The organism is Pseudoalteromonas sp. ATL1 (genome assembly GCF_058933015.1).
Genome location: NZ_JBZYXL010000002.1, coordinates 17,134 through 36,409 on the forward strand (window position 1 = coordinate 17,134; position 19,276 = coordinate 36,409).

Genomic DNA, 19,276 nt, shown 5'->3' on the forward strand with positions numbered 1-19,276 from the left:
TTATACACTTTAATGCCCACCTAATAATGGCATAAGAATTTTCGGAATAACATAATTGTTCGAGATGGAACACAAGCATGACGAATACCGCCGAAAATATTGTTCAATGCAATAACTACAGCCAATCTGTTTGATTAGATGTGATAAAAATCACAGATTTTTGTTGTTGTCTTGACAGGCTAATATTTCATTTAACTCAGTTGCTGAGTGATTGTTATAAGCTTATTCGTACGATGTGTTCTTTTCATTTTTCGTATACAATTTATCAGTCGAGAGGCGAAAGCCTCTTTGCTAATGAGCTCTTGCCAAGCAATATGAAAGCTTCAATCATTTCTACAACAGCTGAGGTTAACGTTTAGTTCAGTCAGCCGTATGATGTGTTCTAATGATAATTTATTGGTAAATTTTCCTTGATGCAAGACACGCTATACGTTACTTTGGCCCTTGAAGTAATACTACTTGGAATGAGGAAAAACAATGAAACCATGGAACCCTGACAGTTGGAGAGAACTCCCGATTGTTCAGCAACCTGAATACCCGAGTCAAGCTGAACTAAAGCTTGTCGAAAAACAACTCAATAGCGCGCCACCACTTGTATTTGCAGAAGAAACTCGCAGTCTATACAAGCAATTGGCAGATGTATGCGAAGGTAAAGCATTTTTACTTCAAGGTGGAGATTGTGCCGAGTCTTTTTCAGACTTTAATGCGGCAAACATTCGTGACACTTTTAAAACACTGTTACAAATGGCAGTGGTACTGACATACGGCGGAAAATGTCCAGTCGTAAAAATTGCTCGTATGGCGGGCCAGTACGCAAAGCCACGCTCATCAGACTTCGAAACAATCGATGGATTGTCGTTACCTTCATATCGTGGCGATATTATCAATAGTTTTGAGTTCACTGAAGAAGCACGTATACCTGATCCAAATCGTTTGATGACTGCGTATCACCATAGCGCCGCAACACTAAACTTGCTACGAGCATTTTCTCAAGGCGGTTTGGCGGATCTCCATAAAGTTAACCGCTGGAATATGAGCTTTGTAGCAGCCAATCCACTGCGTGACAAATATCAGCAATTAGCGGATAAAATCCAAGATGCACTGGAATTTATGGAAGTGTGTGGCATTAACTCAGCTGTCGCGCCTAGTTTAAAAGAAACCGATCTGTACACTTCTCATGAGGCGTTATTGCTAGGTTACGAAGAAGCGCTAACACGCCGAGACCACTTGAGTGGCGATTGGTATGACTGTTCGGCTCACTTTGTATGGATTGGCGAGCGTACGCGTCAACTAGATCATGCACACATTGAGTTTTTCAGAGGTATCAAAAACCCTATCGGTGTAAAAGTTGGTCCAGGCATGAAACCAGATGAATTGATTGAACTCATCGACGCGTTAAACCCAGACAACATACCTGGTCGTTTAACCTTAATCACGCGTATGGGTGCCGATGTATTACCTGAAAAACTGCCAGCACTTGTTCGTAAGGTACAAGAGGAAGGTAGAAAGGTTATTTGGTCTTCTGATCCGATGCATGGCAATACAGTTAAAGCGAGTACTGGTTATAAAACACGTAGCTTCAATGATATTTTACGTGAAATCAGCCAGTTCTTCGCGGTGCATAAAGCTGAAGGCTCATACGCAGGCGGTGTACATTTTGAAATGACTGGCCAACATGTTACTGAATGTACCGGTGGCGCATATGGTCTTTCTGATGAAGACCTAGCTCAGCGCTACCGCACTCAGTGTGACCCTCGTTTAAATGCTGACCAAGTACTTGAACTTGGCTTCCTTGTAGCGGATCTATTAAAAGATTCACGCTCACAAGCATAAATAGATAAGGCCGCAGTCGCGGCCTTTTTTAATACTTACGGCGTTTTAAACCTGTTTCAGAAATTATCTTCGCGGAAATTTCCTCCACTGAATGACTTGTCGTATTCAAAAAAGGCGTTCTGTGTTTCTTAAATAGCATTTCGACTTCGCGCACTTCAATACGACATTGGCGCAACGACGCGTATTTAGAATTTGCCATTCTGCCTTCTCGTATTGCGGCCAAACGTTCCGGGTTTATCGTTAGCCCAAACAACTTATGCTTGTAGGGAATAAGACATTTTGGATAATTTCCTTTTTCCAAATCGTCCTCAGTCATGGGGTAATTAGCCGCTTTGATCCCATATTGTAGCGCCAAATAAAGGCTAGTCGGGGTTTTACCACTGCGACTGACGCCGACAAGAATAATATCGGCTTGTTCATAATCTTTAATATTTGCGCCATCATCATTAGCTAAAGCATAATTCACCGCTTCGATACGAAAATCATAACTTGCTTCATGAATTGAGTGAGTACGATGAATCTTTGGTACCGGATCAACATTAAGTTCCTTTTTTACAACCTTACTGGCGAGCGCCAAGAAGTCGTAGCAAATGCCTTGTGAAGACAAAATAATATCGGACAATTCATGATTCACAAATGTAAAGAAGACCAACGGTTTATCGCCGCTGTTTTCTGCAGTTAGATCAATTAATGCTTTGATTTCTTCAGCTTTTTGAGTTGTTTCAACAAACGGGATTGTTTGATGATTGAATTCTACGGGAAACATCGACAACGTTGCGTGGCCAAAGACCTCTGATGTTATTGCCGTGCCATCTGAAATATAAAATGCCGTTCTCATGCTTACCTTTGTACTGTTTAATTAGACGAATTTTCCCTATCGCGGTTTACGTAGGTGTATATACCAGTGTAGAATGCCCTCGACCTTCACAAAAGGTCAAACAATCTCTCACATTTAATACAATTTGTTTTTGGAGACAGTTCCGTGCAAGACTACGTTCTCTGGTATCAAGAGTTAGGTATGCAAGACGTACCTCGAGTTGGTGGTAAAAATGCTTCACTTGGGGAAATGATATCTAATTTATCAAACGCTGGTGTGCAAGTGCCAGGAGGATTCGCAACTACTGCTGAAGCCTTCAATGAATTTCTTGACCAATCTGGTTTAAACGAAAAAATCCACACCATTTTAGATACCCTTGATGTCGATGACGTCAACACCCTCGCCAAGGTTGGCGCCGATATTCGACAATGGATCATTGATACTCCATTCCAACCAGCCCTCGACAAAGCAATTCGCGACGCTTACAACACACTCCACGGTGACACCAATTCTGACGTTTCTTTCGCTGTACGCTCATCAGCTACTGCTGAAGATATGCCAGACGCATCATTTGCTGGCCAACAAGAAACGTTCCTGAATGTTCGTGGCATTGATGCAGTTATGGTTGCTATTAAGCATGTATTTGCTTCGCTATTTAATGACCGTGCGATTTCATACCGTGTACACCAAGGGTATGATCACAGAGGTGTTGCGCTGTCAGCTGGTATACAGCGCATGGTTCGATCTGATAAAGCGTCATCAGGCGTAATGTTTAGTATTGACACTGAATCTGGCTTCGAAGATGTTGTTTTCGTAACTTCTAGCTATGGTCTTGGTGAGATGGTTGTACAGGGTGCTGTTAACCCTGACGAATTTTATGTTCACAAACCAACATTAGCGAAAGGTTTACCAGCCGTTGTTCGTCGTAACATCGGCTCTAAAGCAATCCAAATGATTTACTCAAGCGACGAGTCTCACGGTAAGCAAGTTGAGATTGTTGATATGGATCCAGCTCAGTCAGCGCAATTCTCTATCACTGACGCAGAAGTCCAAGAGTTGGCGAAGCAAGCTGTTATCATCGAAAAACACTACGGTCGTCCAATGGACATCGAGTGGGCTAAAGACGGTAACGATGGCAAGCTTTACATCGTTCAGGCACGCCCAGAAACAGTTCGTTCAAACGAAGATGCGAACGTCATGGAGCGCTTCCAGTTAAAAGCACAATCAACAGTGATCGCTGAAGGTCGCGCAATCGGTCACAAAATTGGCTCAGGCGTAGTACGAGTTCTTAATTCAATCGAAGAGATGGACAAAGTGCAACACGGTGATGTACTTGTCACTGATATGACTGACCCTGATTGGGAACCAATCATGAAGCGCGCAGCTGCAATCGTAACTAACCGAGGTGGCCGTACTTGTCACGCAGCTATCATTGCGCGTGAGCTTGGTATTCCAGCAGTAGTTGGTTGCGGTAACGCTACGGACTTAATAGCCAATAACCAAAGCGTAACAGTTTCATGTGCAGAAGGTGACACAGGCTACATTTACGAAGGTGAGTTAGAGTACGAAGTAATTTCATCACGTGTTGATGAAATGCCTGACCTACCAATGAAGATCATGATGAACGTGGGTAACCCTGACAGAGCATTCGACTTTGCAAGGCTACCTCATGCAGGCATCGGTCTAGCGCGTTTAGAATTTATCATCAACCGTATGATAGGTGTACACCCTAAAGCACTCATTAACTTTGATGCGCAACCAGCTGATTTACAAGCTGAAATTAATGACATCATCGCTGGTTATGCTTCACCGGTAGAGTTCTACATTGAAAAATTAGTAGAAGGTATCTCAACACTAGGTTGTGCTTTTGCGCCTGAGCGCGTCATTGTTCGTATGTCTGACTTTAAGTCGAACGAATATGCAAACCTAGTGGGCGGCCAGCAGTACGAGCCAGAAGAAGAAAACCCAATGATCGGTTTCCGCGGCGCGTCTCGTTATATTTCGGAAGATTTCCGCGAGTGTTTTGCTTTAGAATGTGAAGCAATTAAGCGCGTAAGAAATGGCATGGGTTTGACTAACGTTGAAATCATGATCCCATTTGTTCGTACACTTGAAGAAGCAGCACACGTAATTGAGCTTCTTGAGCAACACGGTCTTAAGCGTGGCGAAAACGGTCTTAAAGTGATCATGATGTGTGAGTTACCATCAAACGCACTTTTAGCTGAAGAGTTCTTAGAGTATTTTGACGGTTTCTCTATCGGTTCAAACGATTTAACTCAGCTTACACTTGGCCTAGACCGTGACTCTGGTCTAATCGCACACTTGTTTGATGAACGTAACCCTGCAATCAAAAAGCTACTTTCAATGGCAATTCAAACGGCTAAAGCGAAAGGTAAGTACGTAGGTATTTGTGGTCAAGGTCCATCTGATCACGAAGACTTTGCAGCTTGGCTGGTAGAGCAGGGCATTGATTCTGTTTCGCTAAATCCAGATACTGTTTTAGAAACTTGGTTGTACTTAGCTGATAAGCTAAAAGACTAAGTTGCCTAGTTAAAAATAAATGCCGGCCACTTCAGTGCGCCGGCTTTTTTATTTTCAAAGAAAGATACATTAAACGATATAAATCAACTGGTTAATATTTATCGTTGTTTTATGCCATCAAGTTTATAACACGCTTTTGTGAATGCTCTTTGCACTTTTCTCAGAAGAGTACGAGCTTTAGGATAGTAAATTGAAAAGCACACCAACGCAGCTAAAAGAAACACTATCGATGGCCCTGGTACAACAAAAAACACAACTGCCAACAATATAAATATGACTCCCAAAAGGAGTGTCGCTAATTTTTTCAATGCGCTATACCCACAAATAGTTCTACTACTTTCAACTATAGCCGAAAGGGTATGTCAAAATTTAGGCAATATGTAACAAAGATTAAATTTCTCAATTTTTTAAATCTCACAGCATGTTACAATACGCACAAAGCAAAAATAGTAAACCGTCATGATTGCCAAAATAAGTCAGCAAGATACAGCCAATCAATTAATCAATGATTATCTATCAACAATTAAGGATGCAGGGTTTGTCGGGGACACCGATTCAAGCTACGCAACTCGCTTAGTCACTTCAACGGATAACAGTATTTATCAAGAGGTCCCGCAAGCGGTTATATTTCCAAAGAATAACAAAGATATTCAAACCGCTTTACAGTGCGCTTCGCAAGACCCATTTTTGTCGTTGAGTTTTGGCCCGCGTGGTGGCGGAACTGGTACTAATGGCCAATCTCTCACACCAGGTATCGTTATCGATTTATCTCGCTATATGCGCGAGATTATCGAAATCAATGTGGAAGAAAAATGGGTCAGGGTTCAAGCTGGTGTTATTAAAGATCAGCTTAATGATTTTTTGAAACCTTACGGCTTTTTCTTCGCGCCAGACTTATCGACAAGTAACCGTGCAACCATAGGCGGTATGGTTAATACAGACGCATCGGGGCAGGGCTCGCTTGTTTATGGTAAAACAAGTGACCATGTTTTAGGCCTCAAAACCTATCTTGTTGACGGTACAGAATTAAATACCAGTAAAATAGCCACAGAGAAAGCGAAGTTAATTGCTCAACAAGACAACCGTACGGCACTCATTTATCAACAAGTACTTGAGTCTTGTGAGAACAACCGCGCACTCATCTTAGAAAAGTTTCCGCGTTTAAATCGATTTCTCACGGGCTATGACTTAGAAAATGTTTTTGACAATGATCTTACGCACTTTGATTTGTCGAGAATAATTACAGGTTCTGAAGGTTCATTGGGTGTTGTGACAGAAGCAAAACTGAACATCACGCCAATTGCCCCCTATAAGACTTTGATAAATATAAAATACGATAGTTTTGATTCCGCGCTCAGAAATTCGCCATTCTTGGTTGGCGCGCAAGCTACCTCAGTTGAAACAGTCGACAGTAAAGTACTTAACCTAGCAAAAGAAGATATCATTTGGCATTCAGTATCGGACTTAATAACTGATGTTCCTGGTGTGGATATGCAGGGTCTTAACATGGTTGAGTTCAACGGTGAAACTGCCGATGAAATGGACGACAAAATAAAAACACTGTGTAATAAGCTAGATGAACTAATTCAAACCAAACAAGCTGGCGTGATCGGATATCAACTTACTAACAACAAAGAAGATATTCTAAAAATTTACGCTATGCGTAAGAAGTCAGTTGGCCTATTAGGCAATACAAAAGGTAAGCAAAAGCCACTCGCTTTCGCCGAAGATACCGCCGTTCCACCTGAAAACTTGGCAGACTTTATTGCAGAGTTTAGAGAATTGCTCGATTCGCATAACTTACATTACGGTATGTTTGGCCATGTTGACGCCGGCGTGTTACACGTGCGACCAGCATTAGACATGTGTGATCCTGAACAGGAAAAACTGCTTAGAAAAATTTCAGATCAAGTCGTTGCATTAACTGCTAAGTACGGCGGTCTAATGTGGGGAGAGCACGGCAAAGGCTACCGAAGTGAATATGGGCCTGAATTTTTTGGCGACCAACTCTTCACTGAACTGCGTAAAATAAAATCTGCATTTGATAAAGATAACCGGTTAAACCCAGGTAAGATCTGTACACCGCTAGAAAGTGATGCAAACTTGGTTTCCGTCGATGGCCAAAAGCGTGCTTGGTTCGACAAATCTATAGATATTCAAGTTAAAGACAGTTTTGAAAATGCAATGAACTGTAACGGTAACGGGCTTTGTTTTAATTATGATGAAGCGTCTCCGATGTGCCCATCTTACAAGGTAACAAAAGACAGACGACACTCACCAAAGGGCAGAGCAAGCTTAATACGAGAGTGGTTAAGGTTACAAGAAAGTGCTGGAACTGATCTCTTATCTACCGAGAAGCAATTAATTAAAGCTGAAAATGACACCACGTGGTGGGAACGGTTTCGCAATACACAAGCTCGGAACAAAGGTGAATACGATTTTTCACATGAAGTGAAAGCATCGATGGATGAATGTTTGGCATGCAAAGCTTGCACAACCGCATGTCCAATAAAAGTTGACGTGCCAAGCTTTAGGGCACGCTTTTTAAACTTTTATCACAGCCGCTATAACCGACCGCTCAAAGATTATTTAGTTGCTAATGTAGAATCAATGGCACCGTTTTTATCCAAATTTGCGTCGGTTGTTAATCCTCTTATGAGCAATAAGATTTCGGCAAGTTTGATCAAAAACATAGTCGGCTATATCGATGCACCTCAACTGAGTATTCCAAGTTTGCAAACTCGACTTAAATCCGAGTTTGATTTTGATGAAGCTAAGCTAAATATAATGTCAGATGAAGAGCGCGCGAATAGTGTGTTCATCGTCCAAGATCCATTTACAAGCTACTATGAAGCTGAACTTGTTGCGTCTTTGGTTGATGTCGTTCAAGCGCTAGGTAAAAACCCGATCGTGTTACCTTTTGTGCCCAACGGCAAGGCTCAGCATGTAAAAGGATTCCTCAAAGAATTTGTTAAAACAGCAAAGCATGCCAGCGAGTTTTTATCTGATGTTGCACAATACGACATCCCAATGATCGGTGTAGACGCTTCTTTAGTTATGGTCTATCGAGATGAATACAAACAAATTTTAAACTCTGATGACCTAGGATTTCATGTTGCACTTGCGCACGAATGGTTGAAAGACCAAGATTGGTCTCAGGTTGTACTTAATGTTAAGCATGCTGAAGAATATACTTTGCTGTCTCATTGTACTGAAAGCACGGCGTTACCAAATACTACCAATGTTTGGAAGAGTATATTTTCTCAATTAGGCCTTAAACTAAAAGCACCAGCAACGGGTTGCTGTGGCATGGCGGGCACTTATGGTCATGAAGTTCAAAACCAGGATAACTCCCGTTCGCTTTATGAGATGTCGTGGCAAAAACATGTAGAGGCAACAGAGCCCGAAAAATTGCTTGCCACAGGGTTCTCTTGTAGAAGTCAGGTTAAGCGATTTGAAAACAAGAAACCGTTACACCCACTCGAGTTTATTGCCAGGTCAATCTAATTAATTTTGTATAAGGTTGGCTTATAAATATTCTTTATAAGCCAATTTAACATAATTAAAACCATGTTCTTCAAGAAATGTAGGGCACCACTAAAGTTATAGCTTTCTTTTTGAGCCTGACTTTGCACGATCTTTGATATTGGTCTGAATGTAAATTTGATCCGTAGTCGCTATTTTGGCATGTCCCAAATCTTCAGATAAGTGTTTGAGCGGGCGGTGCTGCGCGTCGTGCGTAGCGCCAGTATGGCGTAACCAATGCGTAGTTGCAGCTTTCAATTGTTCGGCTTCATCCGAAAACCCATCTTTATTAAGCGACTCAACCGCCAAATCAAAACTTTGTTGAACAATTCGTCTCAACTGTCGAACATTCATGCCCCCTTGACCGCGCAATTTATGTACTAATGGGTGTGGCTCATCAACGCGCGGCAGGGGAGATAGACCACGGTAAATACGATACCGTTTTAAATATTCAACAAAATCTTCGCTTAATGTGACATCACGCAGTTTATTACCTTTACCCATAATACGTAGATACCAAAATCCATCTGGGTCCTGCCAAAAATGACTCATGACAGGCGACCATTGAGGTCTATCTGAGAGTTCTGAAATGCGCAGATATAAACCTTTCAAGCACGCTAGAGTAAATAAATTACGTTCTAATTCAGGTTGTTGAGCGCACATGTCCTTAGTAACACCAAATACATATTCCCACTGTAAGTTGCTCAATGTATCAGGTAATTTAATCTGAGATTGTACGACGAGATAAGGACTATTTTTTTTAACTACCGGTACAAAGTTGGTGGTCGTTTTTTCTTCCAAAATTGCAAATTTGTAAAATACATTCAAAGCCGTAAACATTGCGGCTAACGTTTGTTGGCTCACACTCGATTCTTTTGCAACAAAAGGGCGCCATTTGGGGTTTACAATTCGCACTCCGTTTTTATCTTTAAATCGCCACTGCACAGACGAAGAACACCAACTAATTTCAGGTTCAACCATGAAATCAACATATGCTTCAATATCATCACGCTTAAGATCAAAAACTGATTGCTGTTTGATAAGCCATGACCACAAATAAAACCGCTCTAACTCATTTCGAAAACGGTTATAGGTCGCTTCTGACTTTCGTCCATATACATAAAGAAATTGATATAAAAACAACACATCTGCTTTAACATTAAAATTGACCTTGCTGCACGTATGTAAAAATTTCTCCAATTCAGGGTATTCCTGACTCAGTGTTTTATCTTCAATATGTGCAATTTGATAGCGCAGTTGTTTTAGGGTATCTGCCAAGGGCACTAACATGTTTATTATGTCCGATATTGTCTAGTACTGGACATTTTATCGGGTTACATGAGATCTGCAAGGGTTCTACGATCTGATAAAGTCAAAATTGCTCTTTTGCTGTATCGAGTCATATTGAAGTCATGCAAAAGAGTATTTAACATAATATAAATTATAAGATATAAATACCAACATGGATTTGGGCTCTGTTCATGCTTGAGTTTTCTCTTGAACTAATTGTTGCGCATTCTATAATAATAGATATATAACGCCTCTTATCAAATGAGTCATTTTGCGGTATAACTTTGTTACTATAATCATTACGTTACTTTTTATTTTGGTCTGCAAATCCAGTCCCGCATCCAATAAAGATTACGCATATAAGCTTGATCGTGCACAATATTTCATGCGTTCAAATCCTGTATTGGCTGAGAATACGTTGGCTGAGATCTATGATTTGAACTTGCTTAGTGATGAACAGAAAGTATCATATTACGTGTTGAAAATGCGCCTTTCACTCACCCTAAATAAATTGGACCATGTGGAACCAATCGTACACACATTATTCAAATTTGATAGTCAGCCCGAGTTTAGAGAGCAGCTTGTGTCTATCTTGAGTGGCATTGGGATTTGGCTTCGTAAAATTAATGACTTTGATTCAGCACGCCATACGTTCGCTTGTGCTTTAAAGCATGCAAGCAAAGGTTCACAGCGCGTATCTTTACTCATCAGCAGCGCTATCGTTGCTCGTTATCAGCACGACTATGAATTGGCCAATTCCATATACAAAGAAGCGAGAGATGTTGCTCTTCGTATGTCAGAACAGCGAGCTATCGCAACGATAGATAATAACTTGGGTACAATCGCTATGGATCAAGCTAACTTCTCACAAGCTAATGAATATTTCCGCTCTGCGCTTGCAGGCTTTCAAGTAGCGAATAATCATTCCGGACACATTAATTCTGGTATAAACCTACTGCTCACGTTTGTGATTCAAGAACAATATGTCAATTACCAAAGACTATACCCGCGTTTATCCGCACTCTCAAAAGAATATTCTGACGCTTCCAAAAAAGCATATCTTTATTGGGTAAACGCAGGCTACATTCATGCACAAGGCGCTAAGTTGGACCCTGCTATGCGAGAAAATCTAATTTCCGCATTTGACGAATTAGCCGGACCTCAGCTTCAGTTACTCATAAAAAAATACTTGGCTGATCCTATGGGAATCGATGTAAAAAATATCGACCCTACCCCCACTAAACAACTCGTAAAAAAAGAATGGTATGAAAAAGTACAAAGTTGTAATTGGTAACAATGAAAGTTACTTGTCCAGTAAATCTGACAAGATAATATTATTGTTGTTGTCACGGCTACTTCTGATAATCTCATCATTATCAAATTTAAGGCCTGATTTCAGCAGCCTATCATAAAGCACAACATTAACCGTTGCTGCTAAGTTCATACAACCTTGCGTGGGTACATAAATGACGTCGTGACATTGCTTAAGTGTTTCTCTATCTAAAGAGCCATCTTCTGGCCCGAATAGATAAAACGCACTTTTGGGATGTTTGTACTCTGTAAGCGGTTTTGCACCTTCAATCAATTCAATTGCAACCGGCGTAGCACCTAAAGGAATAACAGACGATAGTGAATCAGCGCCAATCAAGGGTATGTTTTGATAAACTTTTTTTGTATCGGTTGTAAATTTTCGCGCGTTCTCAAAGCGTTTACCAGTGTAAAAAACGGAGTTTACGCCGTAGCACCCTGCCGCGCGCATGACAGCTCCAACATTGCTTGGGCTCTTTGGATTAGTCAAACCTATACAAGCAAAACCTTTGTCGAACATTTTACTACCCTAATAATCAAACGAGACGAGAATGTACAGCAATCAGTGGACGTCGTCTAGGGTGTTACATAGAAGAAACTTGATGTGGTATTATTCACCTTTACTCTGGTCACGAAGACAATAAGCAATGAATGAACAAGCTTTTTGGCAAATAATTGAAAACATTAAAGATAGCGATGATAAAAACAATGCGCTACGTGAAATTCTAGCTACAAAAGAAGCGAGCGAAATAGCCGAATTTGATAAATTATATACTTCTCAATTGCGTCATCTTTGGCATTGGGATAATTGGGAATTTGCCTATATTATTTGTGGCTGCAATAGCGAATATGACTTTTTAGACTTTTGTAATTGGTTGATAAGTCAAGGTAATAAAAACCTAAATGCAATACTTACCAATCCAGAAGTCCTTTATGACTACGAAAGCATGCCTTTTAAAGATAGCTTACCTGTACCATATTGTGACGAACTTGATCTTGTGGCCGGTTTACTTTACGAAGAACTTAGCGGTGAAGAACTCCCCTACCACAATGTCGTTAATTTTCAGCCTCAAGGTAAGAAGTTTAAAAATAAGCCTAAGTTATTAAAAGAAAAATATCCTAAGCTATTTGGAAGATATTGGCAACAAAACTAAAAAGGCGCACGTTGCGCCTTTCTCACTTTAAGTAATCAGTATTTAGTGATTGCCAGTAAAGCGTTACCACTTTCACCATCATGGCACTTTCTATTACCACCATCTCAATTCTCAACAACTAAAGCATACTTAACCTTGTTTTCTTTCCATTGACGGATAGCTTCTAGAACCTGACCAAGAAGATAAGTTTGTTGGGGATAGATAATGACAGGTTCCAGTTCAAAGCCGCCATCATCGTAACGCGAATATCTTACTTCATATTCATTGTTACCGATAGAATATACATCTTTTACATAACCCGAACAGTTAAATACAACTGCAGCTTGAGATTGAGCAGCGAAAACAAGTGCGCTAGCCGCTAATACTTAAATAAAACCTTTCATTTCTTTTCCTTAGAATTAGATTAAACCATCCCTAACTCAGGGACGACTTAATCTAAAATAAGAAAATTACATTAAGATTATTGTATTATTAAGACTTGATGACTAACCATTCAAAATAATTCGCAAAATGCGACGTAATGGTTCCGCCGCTCCCCACAGCAACTGGTCTCCCACTGTAAACGCACTGATATATTCAGGGCCCATACTGAGTTTTCTAATACGCCCTACTGGAATATTCAGTGTACCAGTCACGTTCACAGGCGTCAGTTCTTTGGCCGTTAAGTCTCGATCATTTGGAATAACTTTTACCCAGTCATTGTGCGAAGCTATAATGCGCTCGATTTCATCTACCGGCAAATCGGCTTTTAATTTAATCGTCATCGCTTGCGAGTGACAACGCATTGCACCAATTCTCACGCATAGACCATCAATTGGGATAGGGTTTTTCTGTGAGCCAAGTATCTTGTTCGCTTCAACCTGCGCTTTCCATTCCTCTTTTGATTGACCAGACTCCATAGGTACATCAATCCAAGGGATCAAACTACCGGCTAGAGGTACGCCAAATTGATCAGTAGGTAATGACTCTGACTTAATTTTATCCGCAACAATTTTATCTATTTCTAAAATAGCGGAACTTGGGTTATCAAGCTGCTGTGCAACCGATGCGTGGATTTCACCCATCTGCGTAATAAGCTCCCGCATATTACGCGCTCCAGCACCAGATGCGGCTTGATAAGTCATAGGGCTCACCCATTCAACTAAGTCTTTTTCGAATAAGCCCCCCAGTGCCAAAAGCATAAGAGAAACAGTACAGTTTCCACCAACAAAGGTTTTCACCCCTTGCTCTAATCCTTGCGTGATCACATCACTATTTACTGGATCTAATACGATAATGCTATCAGACTCCATACGCAACGCCGAGGCTGCGTCAATCCAATAACCATTCCAACCTGACGCACGCAATGTTGGATAAACAGATTTTGTGTAGTCACCACCTTGACACGAGATAACAATATCCATGTCCGATAACGCTTCTGTATTTGTAGCATCTAGTAGAGGCTTAGCCGTGCCCGCAAAATCTGGTCCTAGCTGGCCAGCTTGAGAGGTCGTAAAAAAATATGCATCGATATGAGCAAAATCATTTTCTTCCGTCATTCTCTGCATCAATACAGAGCCCACCATACCACGCCAACCTACGAGTCCTACTTTTTTCATATGTTTAATACCTTACAGTTAATATTAGATAGACATTGCGTGAGTCTAGACGTCCAAAATAACAAATATCAATTGTTCCTACTAGAGAAATTAACTAAATTTCTGACAAATATTATTCATGCAATTCATAAAAGATGCCCATGATAAATTCAAGCTAGTGGTTCACCCTCAAGCAAGTAGTAGATTTTGACTAGAAAGGTCTGCTAATAGATGAAATATCGCACATCATGTGACAAGAAAAACACCGGATGATTTCAATGTTGAGATGTAACTTACTGATAAAGAATAATATAAATAAAAAACCCCGCAGAGCGGGGTTTGGATACAACATGTAAAGGTTGTCCTAATCTGATGTTCACGACATCAATTCAGAACTCTGTTTAGGCTTGCTTATGCTTATTAGTTATAGCCGTTTGAATGCATGTAACTTTAGAGTATAAAAATGACAAATATATTAAAGTCATGAGATTTATACTTTTATTTGGCGATTAAATACAAAACTCAATAAGTTCAGTGAGGTAATAGTACGCTAGATGTCATGAATTCGCAATGTTAGCTAGTCATTTTTTATTAGGCACAAAAAAGCCAAGACTTTCGTCTTGGCTTTCAATTTTAACGTTTGTAAAAACTTAGAATTCGTAGCTATAGCTAACACTTACAGAAGTACCCACTTCTTTTTGTCTAACGATTAGGTCAGACTGAGTCACTTCTTGCTCTTCGTTTAGTAAGTTCTTAACTTTAAATTTAACCTTTGAATTAAAGTCAGGGTACCACGTATAAACCAAATCTAGCGAATGGAATGGCTGTTCGAATGCATCTTGTCGGCCACCGATCCCCGATGCCAAGATACGCTCACCAAATACGTTATACACTAATGAACCACTGTGCTGACCATCCGCAGAATCAAAGCCCATTTGTAAGTTTACAACGTACTTTGAATGACCCGTCATACGTTTAGTCGGATTCGTCAAGTTACCTGCAAATGCTGGATCGATAGACACTTCCGAGTCACTTAATGTAATGTTACCAGAGGTAAATGTACCACTTACTAGTGATGATAGGTCATATAACCACTCGGCTTCAATGCCATACACTTCACCATCAATACCATTTACAAATGAAGCACTGTAATCTTCATCACCAACGCGAAGGACTGTTTCGATTGGGTTAGCGATGTCTTTGTAGAATGCACCTACAGAGAAGTTATCGCCATTGTCCATGTAATACTCAAAACGTGCATCGTAGTTCTTTAAATCACTACTTTTCAATCCTGGTGTACCAAATGTCTTGATGTCGGTTAGCGGATCAAAATAAGCAACTGCTACAAGTTCCCTCAGGTCAGGACGAACCGTTGTTTCACCATAGCTAAAACGAACTTGGTAGTTGTTCTGTGCTAAATAAGTTAATGCAAGTGAACTAAATACATCGTCTTGATTAACTGTACCTTCTTTAATTTTCTCTTCTGAGTAATAAATACCCTGAGTAACTTTATCGAAGATTAGACTAGAAGTACCGATAGTCACTTGTTTGAAATCTTCGTAACGTAGACCACCGCTCACACGCCAAGCGTTGTTAAAGAACACATCAAATTCAAAATAACCTGCATCGATTTTTTGCGCTGAAATATAGTCATCAGCGCTAGGCGCTGTTGGCTCATTAAACGAAAGGAAAAAGTCGTTATCATTAACAAACGTATCACTCAGATAATTCGTCAAACCTAATACGTTTGCCGCATCACTATTGATAGGAATTGGGATCCCCGTATCGTTATTAATCGCAAAACTAGACGTGTTGTATACACGAGCTCTATCTAAGAAATCATAACCTGCTTTAAGTGTCACCTCGACACTGTCAAAGCTCAACGGTAGCGTCACGTTTCCGCCATAAGACTTTACGTTATCAACCATATCAGTGAAAGAGTACGTAGCTCGGTTATCATCACCAGTTACGATTGAAGTATTGTAAACACCGTCTTGATATGTATCGATAAATTTATAATCAATATTGGTTGGAATACGCGTTTCAGCCTTAGATTCAGTGTACTGCCAATCTGCACCGATCCCCCAATAATCGAGGAATGTATGTTGCCCTATAAATTGATCAACATCCAAAGAGCGTTCCTCATAGTTAAAACTATGAGTGCGCTGCGCTTGGCCCGTTCCAGCAATAGTTCTTACGGTACTACCGTTAGGGCTTTGCAATACAGAAAGATTTACCTCATCTTCATTGTCTTCAAGATAAATTTTTGAGTAGCTAACACTATGCTGATCTAACTTATAGCCTAAGTTAAATACACCGCTGATACGCTCATTCTCAGTCGTTACTTTTGAGTCTTTTACTGTTATATAACAATTACTTTTTGCATCGTCAGCGGTGGCTAAAGACGTTGTACAATTTTCAGCAGGGTCGTCATCGGTTACTGCTGTTTTTCGCTCTGAATAGTGCCAATCACTGTCATATGAACCAGCTAGCATAAAGCCGACCGTGCCACCCAAGTAACTTTCATCGAAGCTGTTACCAATATTCGCTTTGATATCGTAGTTAGGATCAAGTGACTCTTTAGCTACCTTTAAATCTCTTGGTAAAGATAAAATAAACGCTTTATTTATTTGAGCTGCTTGTTCCGCCCTAGTCTGTGTTTGTGTACTTTCAATAAAATCTCTGTCTACAATTGAACTTAGACTAAAGTCGCCTCTATATCTCAACACACCAGTATGCAATGATTGCGGTTGGCCAGAATTTGGGCGATTGTAGGTATAACCTTCATCTGAATTAGAGTTCATACCAATGCCCACTTCAATACCCGCAGAAAACTCACTAGGTACGGACTTGGTCCGGATATCAATATTACCACCACCAAATGCCGCAGGCATTGACGGAGAGTAAGCTTTTTGTACAGCTAAACTTTCGATGATACTTGAAGGGAAGATATCAAGCGGAACTACGTTACGAGTTAGATCTGGACTAGGCACCGATGCACCGTTTAATCGAGCACTTGAGTAACGTTCACCCAGACCACGAACATAAACAAACTTACCATCAACAAGTGTTAAACCTGTGACACGGCGAAGCGCTGATGCAGCATCGCTGTCACCGGTACGTGATAATTGTTCTGCCCCCATAATATCAGCAACGAACGCTTGGTTTTTACGCTCTTCAATTACTGCTGCCGCACTGCCTTGCAAACGCGTACCTACTGCAACAACTTCTTCAATTGCCTGTTCTTCAGCTGCGATGCTTGGCATTGATACCCCAACAACCATCGCTGAACTAACTGCTAAAGCAATTTTTTTTAATTTCATTTGAGTATTCATTTTCAATCCTGCCAAAAATCGTAAAAAAGGCGCAATAGCTGCGCCTACTTCGTGATAAACAATTTAAGCCACGAAAGATTACTTAATTGCTGCAAGAGATTTTTGTACCCACTTGTACCATTCGCTGCTTGTATCTTTGTCTGATACCGCACCGATGTAATCAACTTGGTCGAAGAAACTTAAATCTAGGCCACTAAGGTCATTTGCTTGAATCGTGATCTCAGTAGAAGCTGTGTTTGTCGCAAAACCATTTGCTGCTAGTACACCTTCAGCGCTATTTAGGATTAAGCTTGAACCGCTGTTTGCAAACCATTCAGCTTTATTACCACCGCTTGCGAATGTTTCGCCACCTTTAAAGTGATTAACACAAGCCATTACAGAATTGTTGAACATTAACTTACCAGCAACTGCTTTTTCTTCAGCACTTTCTTTTTTGAATTCTAAACAGTCTGTACCGTTTGCACCTTCAGCCTTAACGAATAGTGCATTGTAATATTTACCTTCGATAGCATCGTCGAATTTAGCTGCTTGTGAAGCACCATTGTCACGAATTGACTTACCGTCTGTAGTTACAACAGTCACGTTAGCAATCGTAGGGTTTGATGCAGGTACTTCAGAGTAGTCGTCACCCTTACCTTTTTGACCGTCTGTCTCAAAACCATTGTTACCCATATAACCTACAGAACCAGCAGGTATTGTTTTCTGCTCGCCTTCATCAAAATAAGTAACGTCTTTTTTAGTTGTTACAGTACCATGTTGTAAATAAAGGAACTGAGCATTACCTTGCCAACCTGCATCGATGTCAATTGAGTCATCCTGAGTATCAGTTACAACGATATGCTTGATATTCGCTGCACCACCAAAGAACTCGATACCATCATCAAAGCCCTGGTGAATATGAATGTAATCAAATATAGAGCCAGAGCCTACAGCATTAAGAGTTAGTGAGTTTAAGTCGTCACCGTCACCGCCTTCACGAGGACCTGAACCTGCATACCAGATATTTGCAAACTTGATAGTACCACTATTATCCGCGTTGTTTTTTCCACCAAAGTGGCTAGCAATACCTTCAGATTCAGCATTACAAGTATTTGCCGCACGTTCCGCATTAGTACATTGGTTAGTTAAGCCAAAGCCGTTGATGATAATACCCCCCCAGTCAGCAAACTGCGGGCCAGTTTCAGCGATATCAAACTCAGGGAATACGTTCGCAGAAGTAAATGTAATTGGCGCTTCAGCTGTACCAACTGCATTGATTTTTGCACCACGACCGATACGTATAATTGCTTCACCAGAGCGGAACGCAAGTGTTGCACCTGCTTCAACGTTTAGTGTTGGACCATTTTTCTCAATCGTACAACCTAAAGTTGTATTACAGTTTTTACCCATTTGGATTGCACCGTCAAATACATGTGCGCCACCATTTGCAAGCGCTTTGAAAGTGATATCTTCTTCAATTTCTAGCGCTTTACCTGCAAAACTTGTGCTGTATACACAGTGTGGTGCTTGGAATTCACCTTGAACTTCGTTGCCAGCAACAGTACGTGCTGTACATGGGTTTTCAACTTTATCGCCACCAGTGTTATCGCCGCCTGTGTTATCACCACCAGTGCTGTCACCACCCGTGTTATTATTAGTGGTTGTATTATTAGAATTAGTTACACTCGTATCATTAACAGTCGGTGTTACTTCGATGTCGCCACCACAGCCAGCTAGAACTAAAGCAGAAGCAACAAGGCTTACTTTGAATAACCCAGAAATTTTCATTTGTATCTCCAAAAAATATAATAATTATAAGCGCATAAAAAGCTTGGACATAAAGTACATCCACTGTATTACAAATGGGTTACACTTTATGGAAACAAAAATGACAATTCGATTTTTGGAAATAAAAAA

Annotated in this window: 12 protein-coding genes; 5 read left to right on the forward strand and 7 right to left on the reverse strand. The window is 40.6% G+C overall.

The window, feature by feature from the left end:
* The first annotated feature begins 477 nt into the window (after positions 1-477).
* A complete protein-coding gene (locus AC5FX4_RS18350; RefSeq protein WP_493607865.1) occupies positions 478-1,833 on the forward strand; it encodes a class II 3-deoxy-7-phosphoheptulonate synthase in 1,356 nt (451 codons plus the stop codon).
* A 28-nt stretch (positions 1,834-1,861) separates the two neighbouring features.
* Here AC5FX4_RS18350 and ppsR read toward each other — a convergent pair whose 3' ends face one another.
* A complete protein-coding gene (ppsR, locus tag AC5FX4_RS18355; RefSeq protein ID WP_493607866.1) occupies positions 1,862-2,671 on the reverse strand; it encodes a posphoenolpyruvate synthetase regulatory kinase/phosphorylase PpsR in 810 nt (269 codons plus the stop codon).
* Between the two features lie 144 nt (positions 2,672-2,815).
* On the opposite strand from ppsR, the gene ppsA reads away from it, so the two are divergent.
* Positions 2,816-5,191, forward strand: coding sequence for a phosphoenolpyruvate synthase (ppsA, locus tag AC5FX4_RS18360; protein WP_493607867.1), 2,376 nt, complete (start codon positions 2,816-2,818; stop codon positions 5,189-5,191).
* A 98-nt stretch (positions 5,192-5,289) separates the two neighbouring features.
* On the opposite strand, the gene AC5FX4_RS18365 is transcribed toward ppsA, so the two are convergent.
* A complete protein-coding gene (locus AC5FX4_RS18365) occupies positions 5,290-5,499 on the reverse strand; it encodes a PGPGW domain-containing protein (RefSeq protein ID WP_493607868.1) in 210 nt (69 codons plus the stop codon).
* Between the two features lie 151 nt (positions 5,500-5,650).
* On the opposite strand from AC5FX4_RS18365, the gene ydiJ reads away from it, so the two are divergent.
* On the forward strand, positions 5,651-8,698 hold the full coding sequence (gene ydiJ / locus AC5FX4_RS18370; protein ID WP_493607869.1) for a D-2-hydroxyglutarate dehydrogenase YdiJ: 3,048 nt from the start codon (positions 5,651-5,653) through the stop codon (positions 8,696-8,698).
* Positions 8,699-8,794: 96 nt separating this feature from the next.
* On the opposite strand, the gene AC5FX4_RS18375 is transcribed toward ydiJ, so the two are convergent.
* A complete protein-coding gene (locus AC5FX4_RS18375) occupies positions 8,795-10,006 on the reverse strand; it encodes a tyrosine-type recombinase/integrase (RefSeq protein ID WP_493607870.1) in 1,212 nt (403 codons plus the stop codon).
* 385 nt (positions 10,007-10,391) lie between these two features.
* Between AC5FX4_RS18375 and AC5FX4_RS18380 the strand changes: the two genes are divergently transcribed.
* Positions 10,392-11,300 (forward strand): hypothetical protein, encoded by a 909-nt coding sequence (locus tag AC5FX4_RS18380; RefSeq protein ID WP_493607871.1) that lies wholly within the window; start codon positions 10,392-10,394, stop codon positions 11,298-11,300.
* Positions 11,301-11,309: 9 nt separating this feature from the next.
* Here the strand turns inward: AC5FX4_RS18380 and AC5FX4_RS18385 are convergent, their stop codons facing one another.
* Positions 11,310-11,834 carry an RNA methyltransferase gene (locus tag AC5FX4_RS18385; RefSeq protein ID WP_493607872.1) on the reverse strand — a complete coding sequence of 175 codons (525 nt, stop codon included), beginning with the start codon at positions 11,832-11,834 and terminating at the stop codon, positions 11,310-11,312.
* 127 nt (positions 11,835-11,961) lie between these two features.
* On the opposite strand from AC5FX4_RS18385, the gene AC5FX4_RS18390 reads away from it, so the two are divergent.
* Positions 11,962-12,468, forward strand: a complete 507-nt coding sequence (locus AC5FX4_RS18390) for a DUF4240 domain-containing protein (RefSeq protein ID WP_493607873.1) — start codon at positions 11,962-11,964, stop codon at positions 12,466-12,468.
* A gap of 485 nt (positions 12,469-12,953) precedes the next feature.
* On the opposite strand, the gene asd is transcribed toward AC5FX4_RS18390, so the two are convergent.
* From asd to AC5FX4_RS18405, 3 genes are all read right to left on the reverse strand, one after another.
* Positions 12,954-14,066 (reverse strand): aspartate-semialdehyde dehydrogenase, encoded by a 1,113-nt coding sequence (gene asd / locus AC5FX4_RS18395; RefSeq protein ID WP_493607874.1) that lies wholly within the window; start codon positions 14,064-14,066, stop codon positions 12,954-12,956.
* Positions 14,067-14,695: 629 nt separating this feature from the next.
* Positions 14,696-17,380, reverse strand: a complete 2,685-nt coding sequence (locus AC5FX4_RS18400) for a TonB-dependent receptor domain-containing protein (protein WP_493607875.1) — start codon at positions 17,378-17,380, stop codon at positions 14,696-14,698.
* A 78-nt stretch (positions 17,381-17,458) separates the two neighbouring features.
* Positions 17,459-19,147 (reverse strand): beta-helix domain-containing protein, encoded by a 1,689-nt coding sequence (locus AC5FX4_RS18405; RefSeq protein WP_493607876.1) that lies wholly within the window; start codon positions 19,145-19,147, stop codon positions 17,459-17,461.
* Positions 19,148-19,276 lie beyond the last annotated feature (129 nt).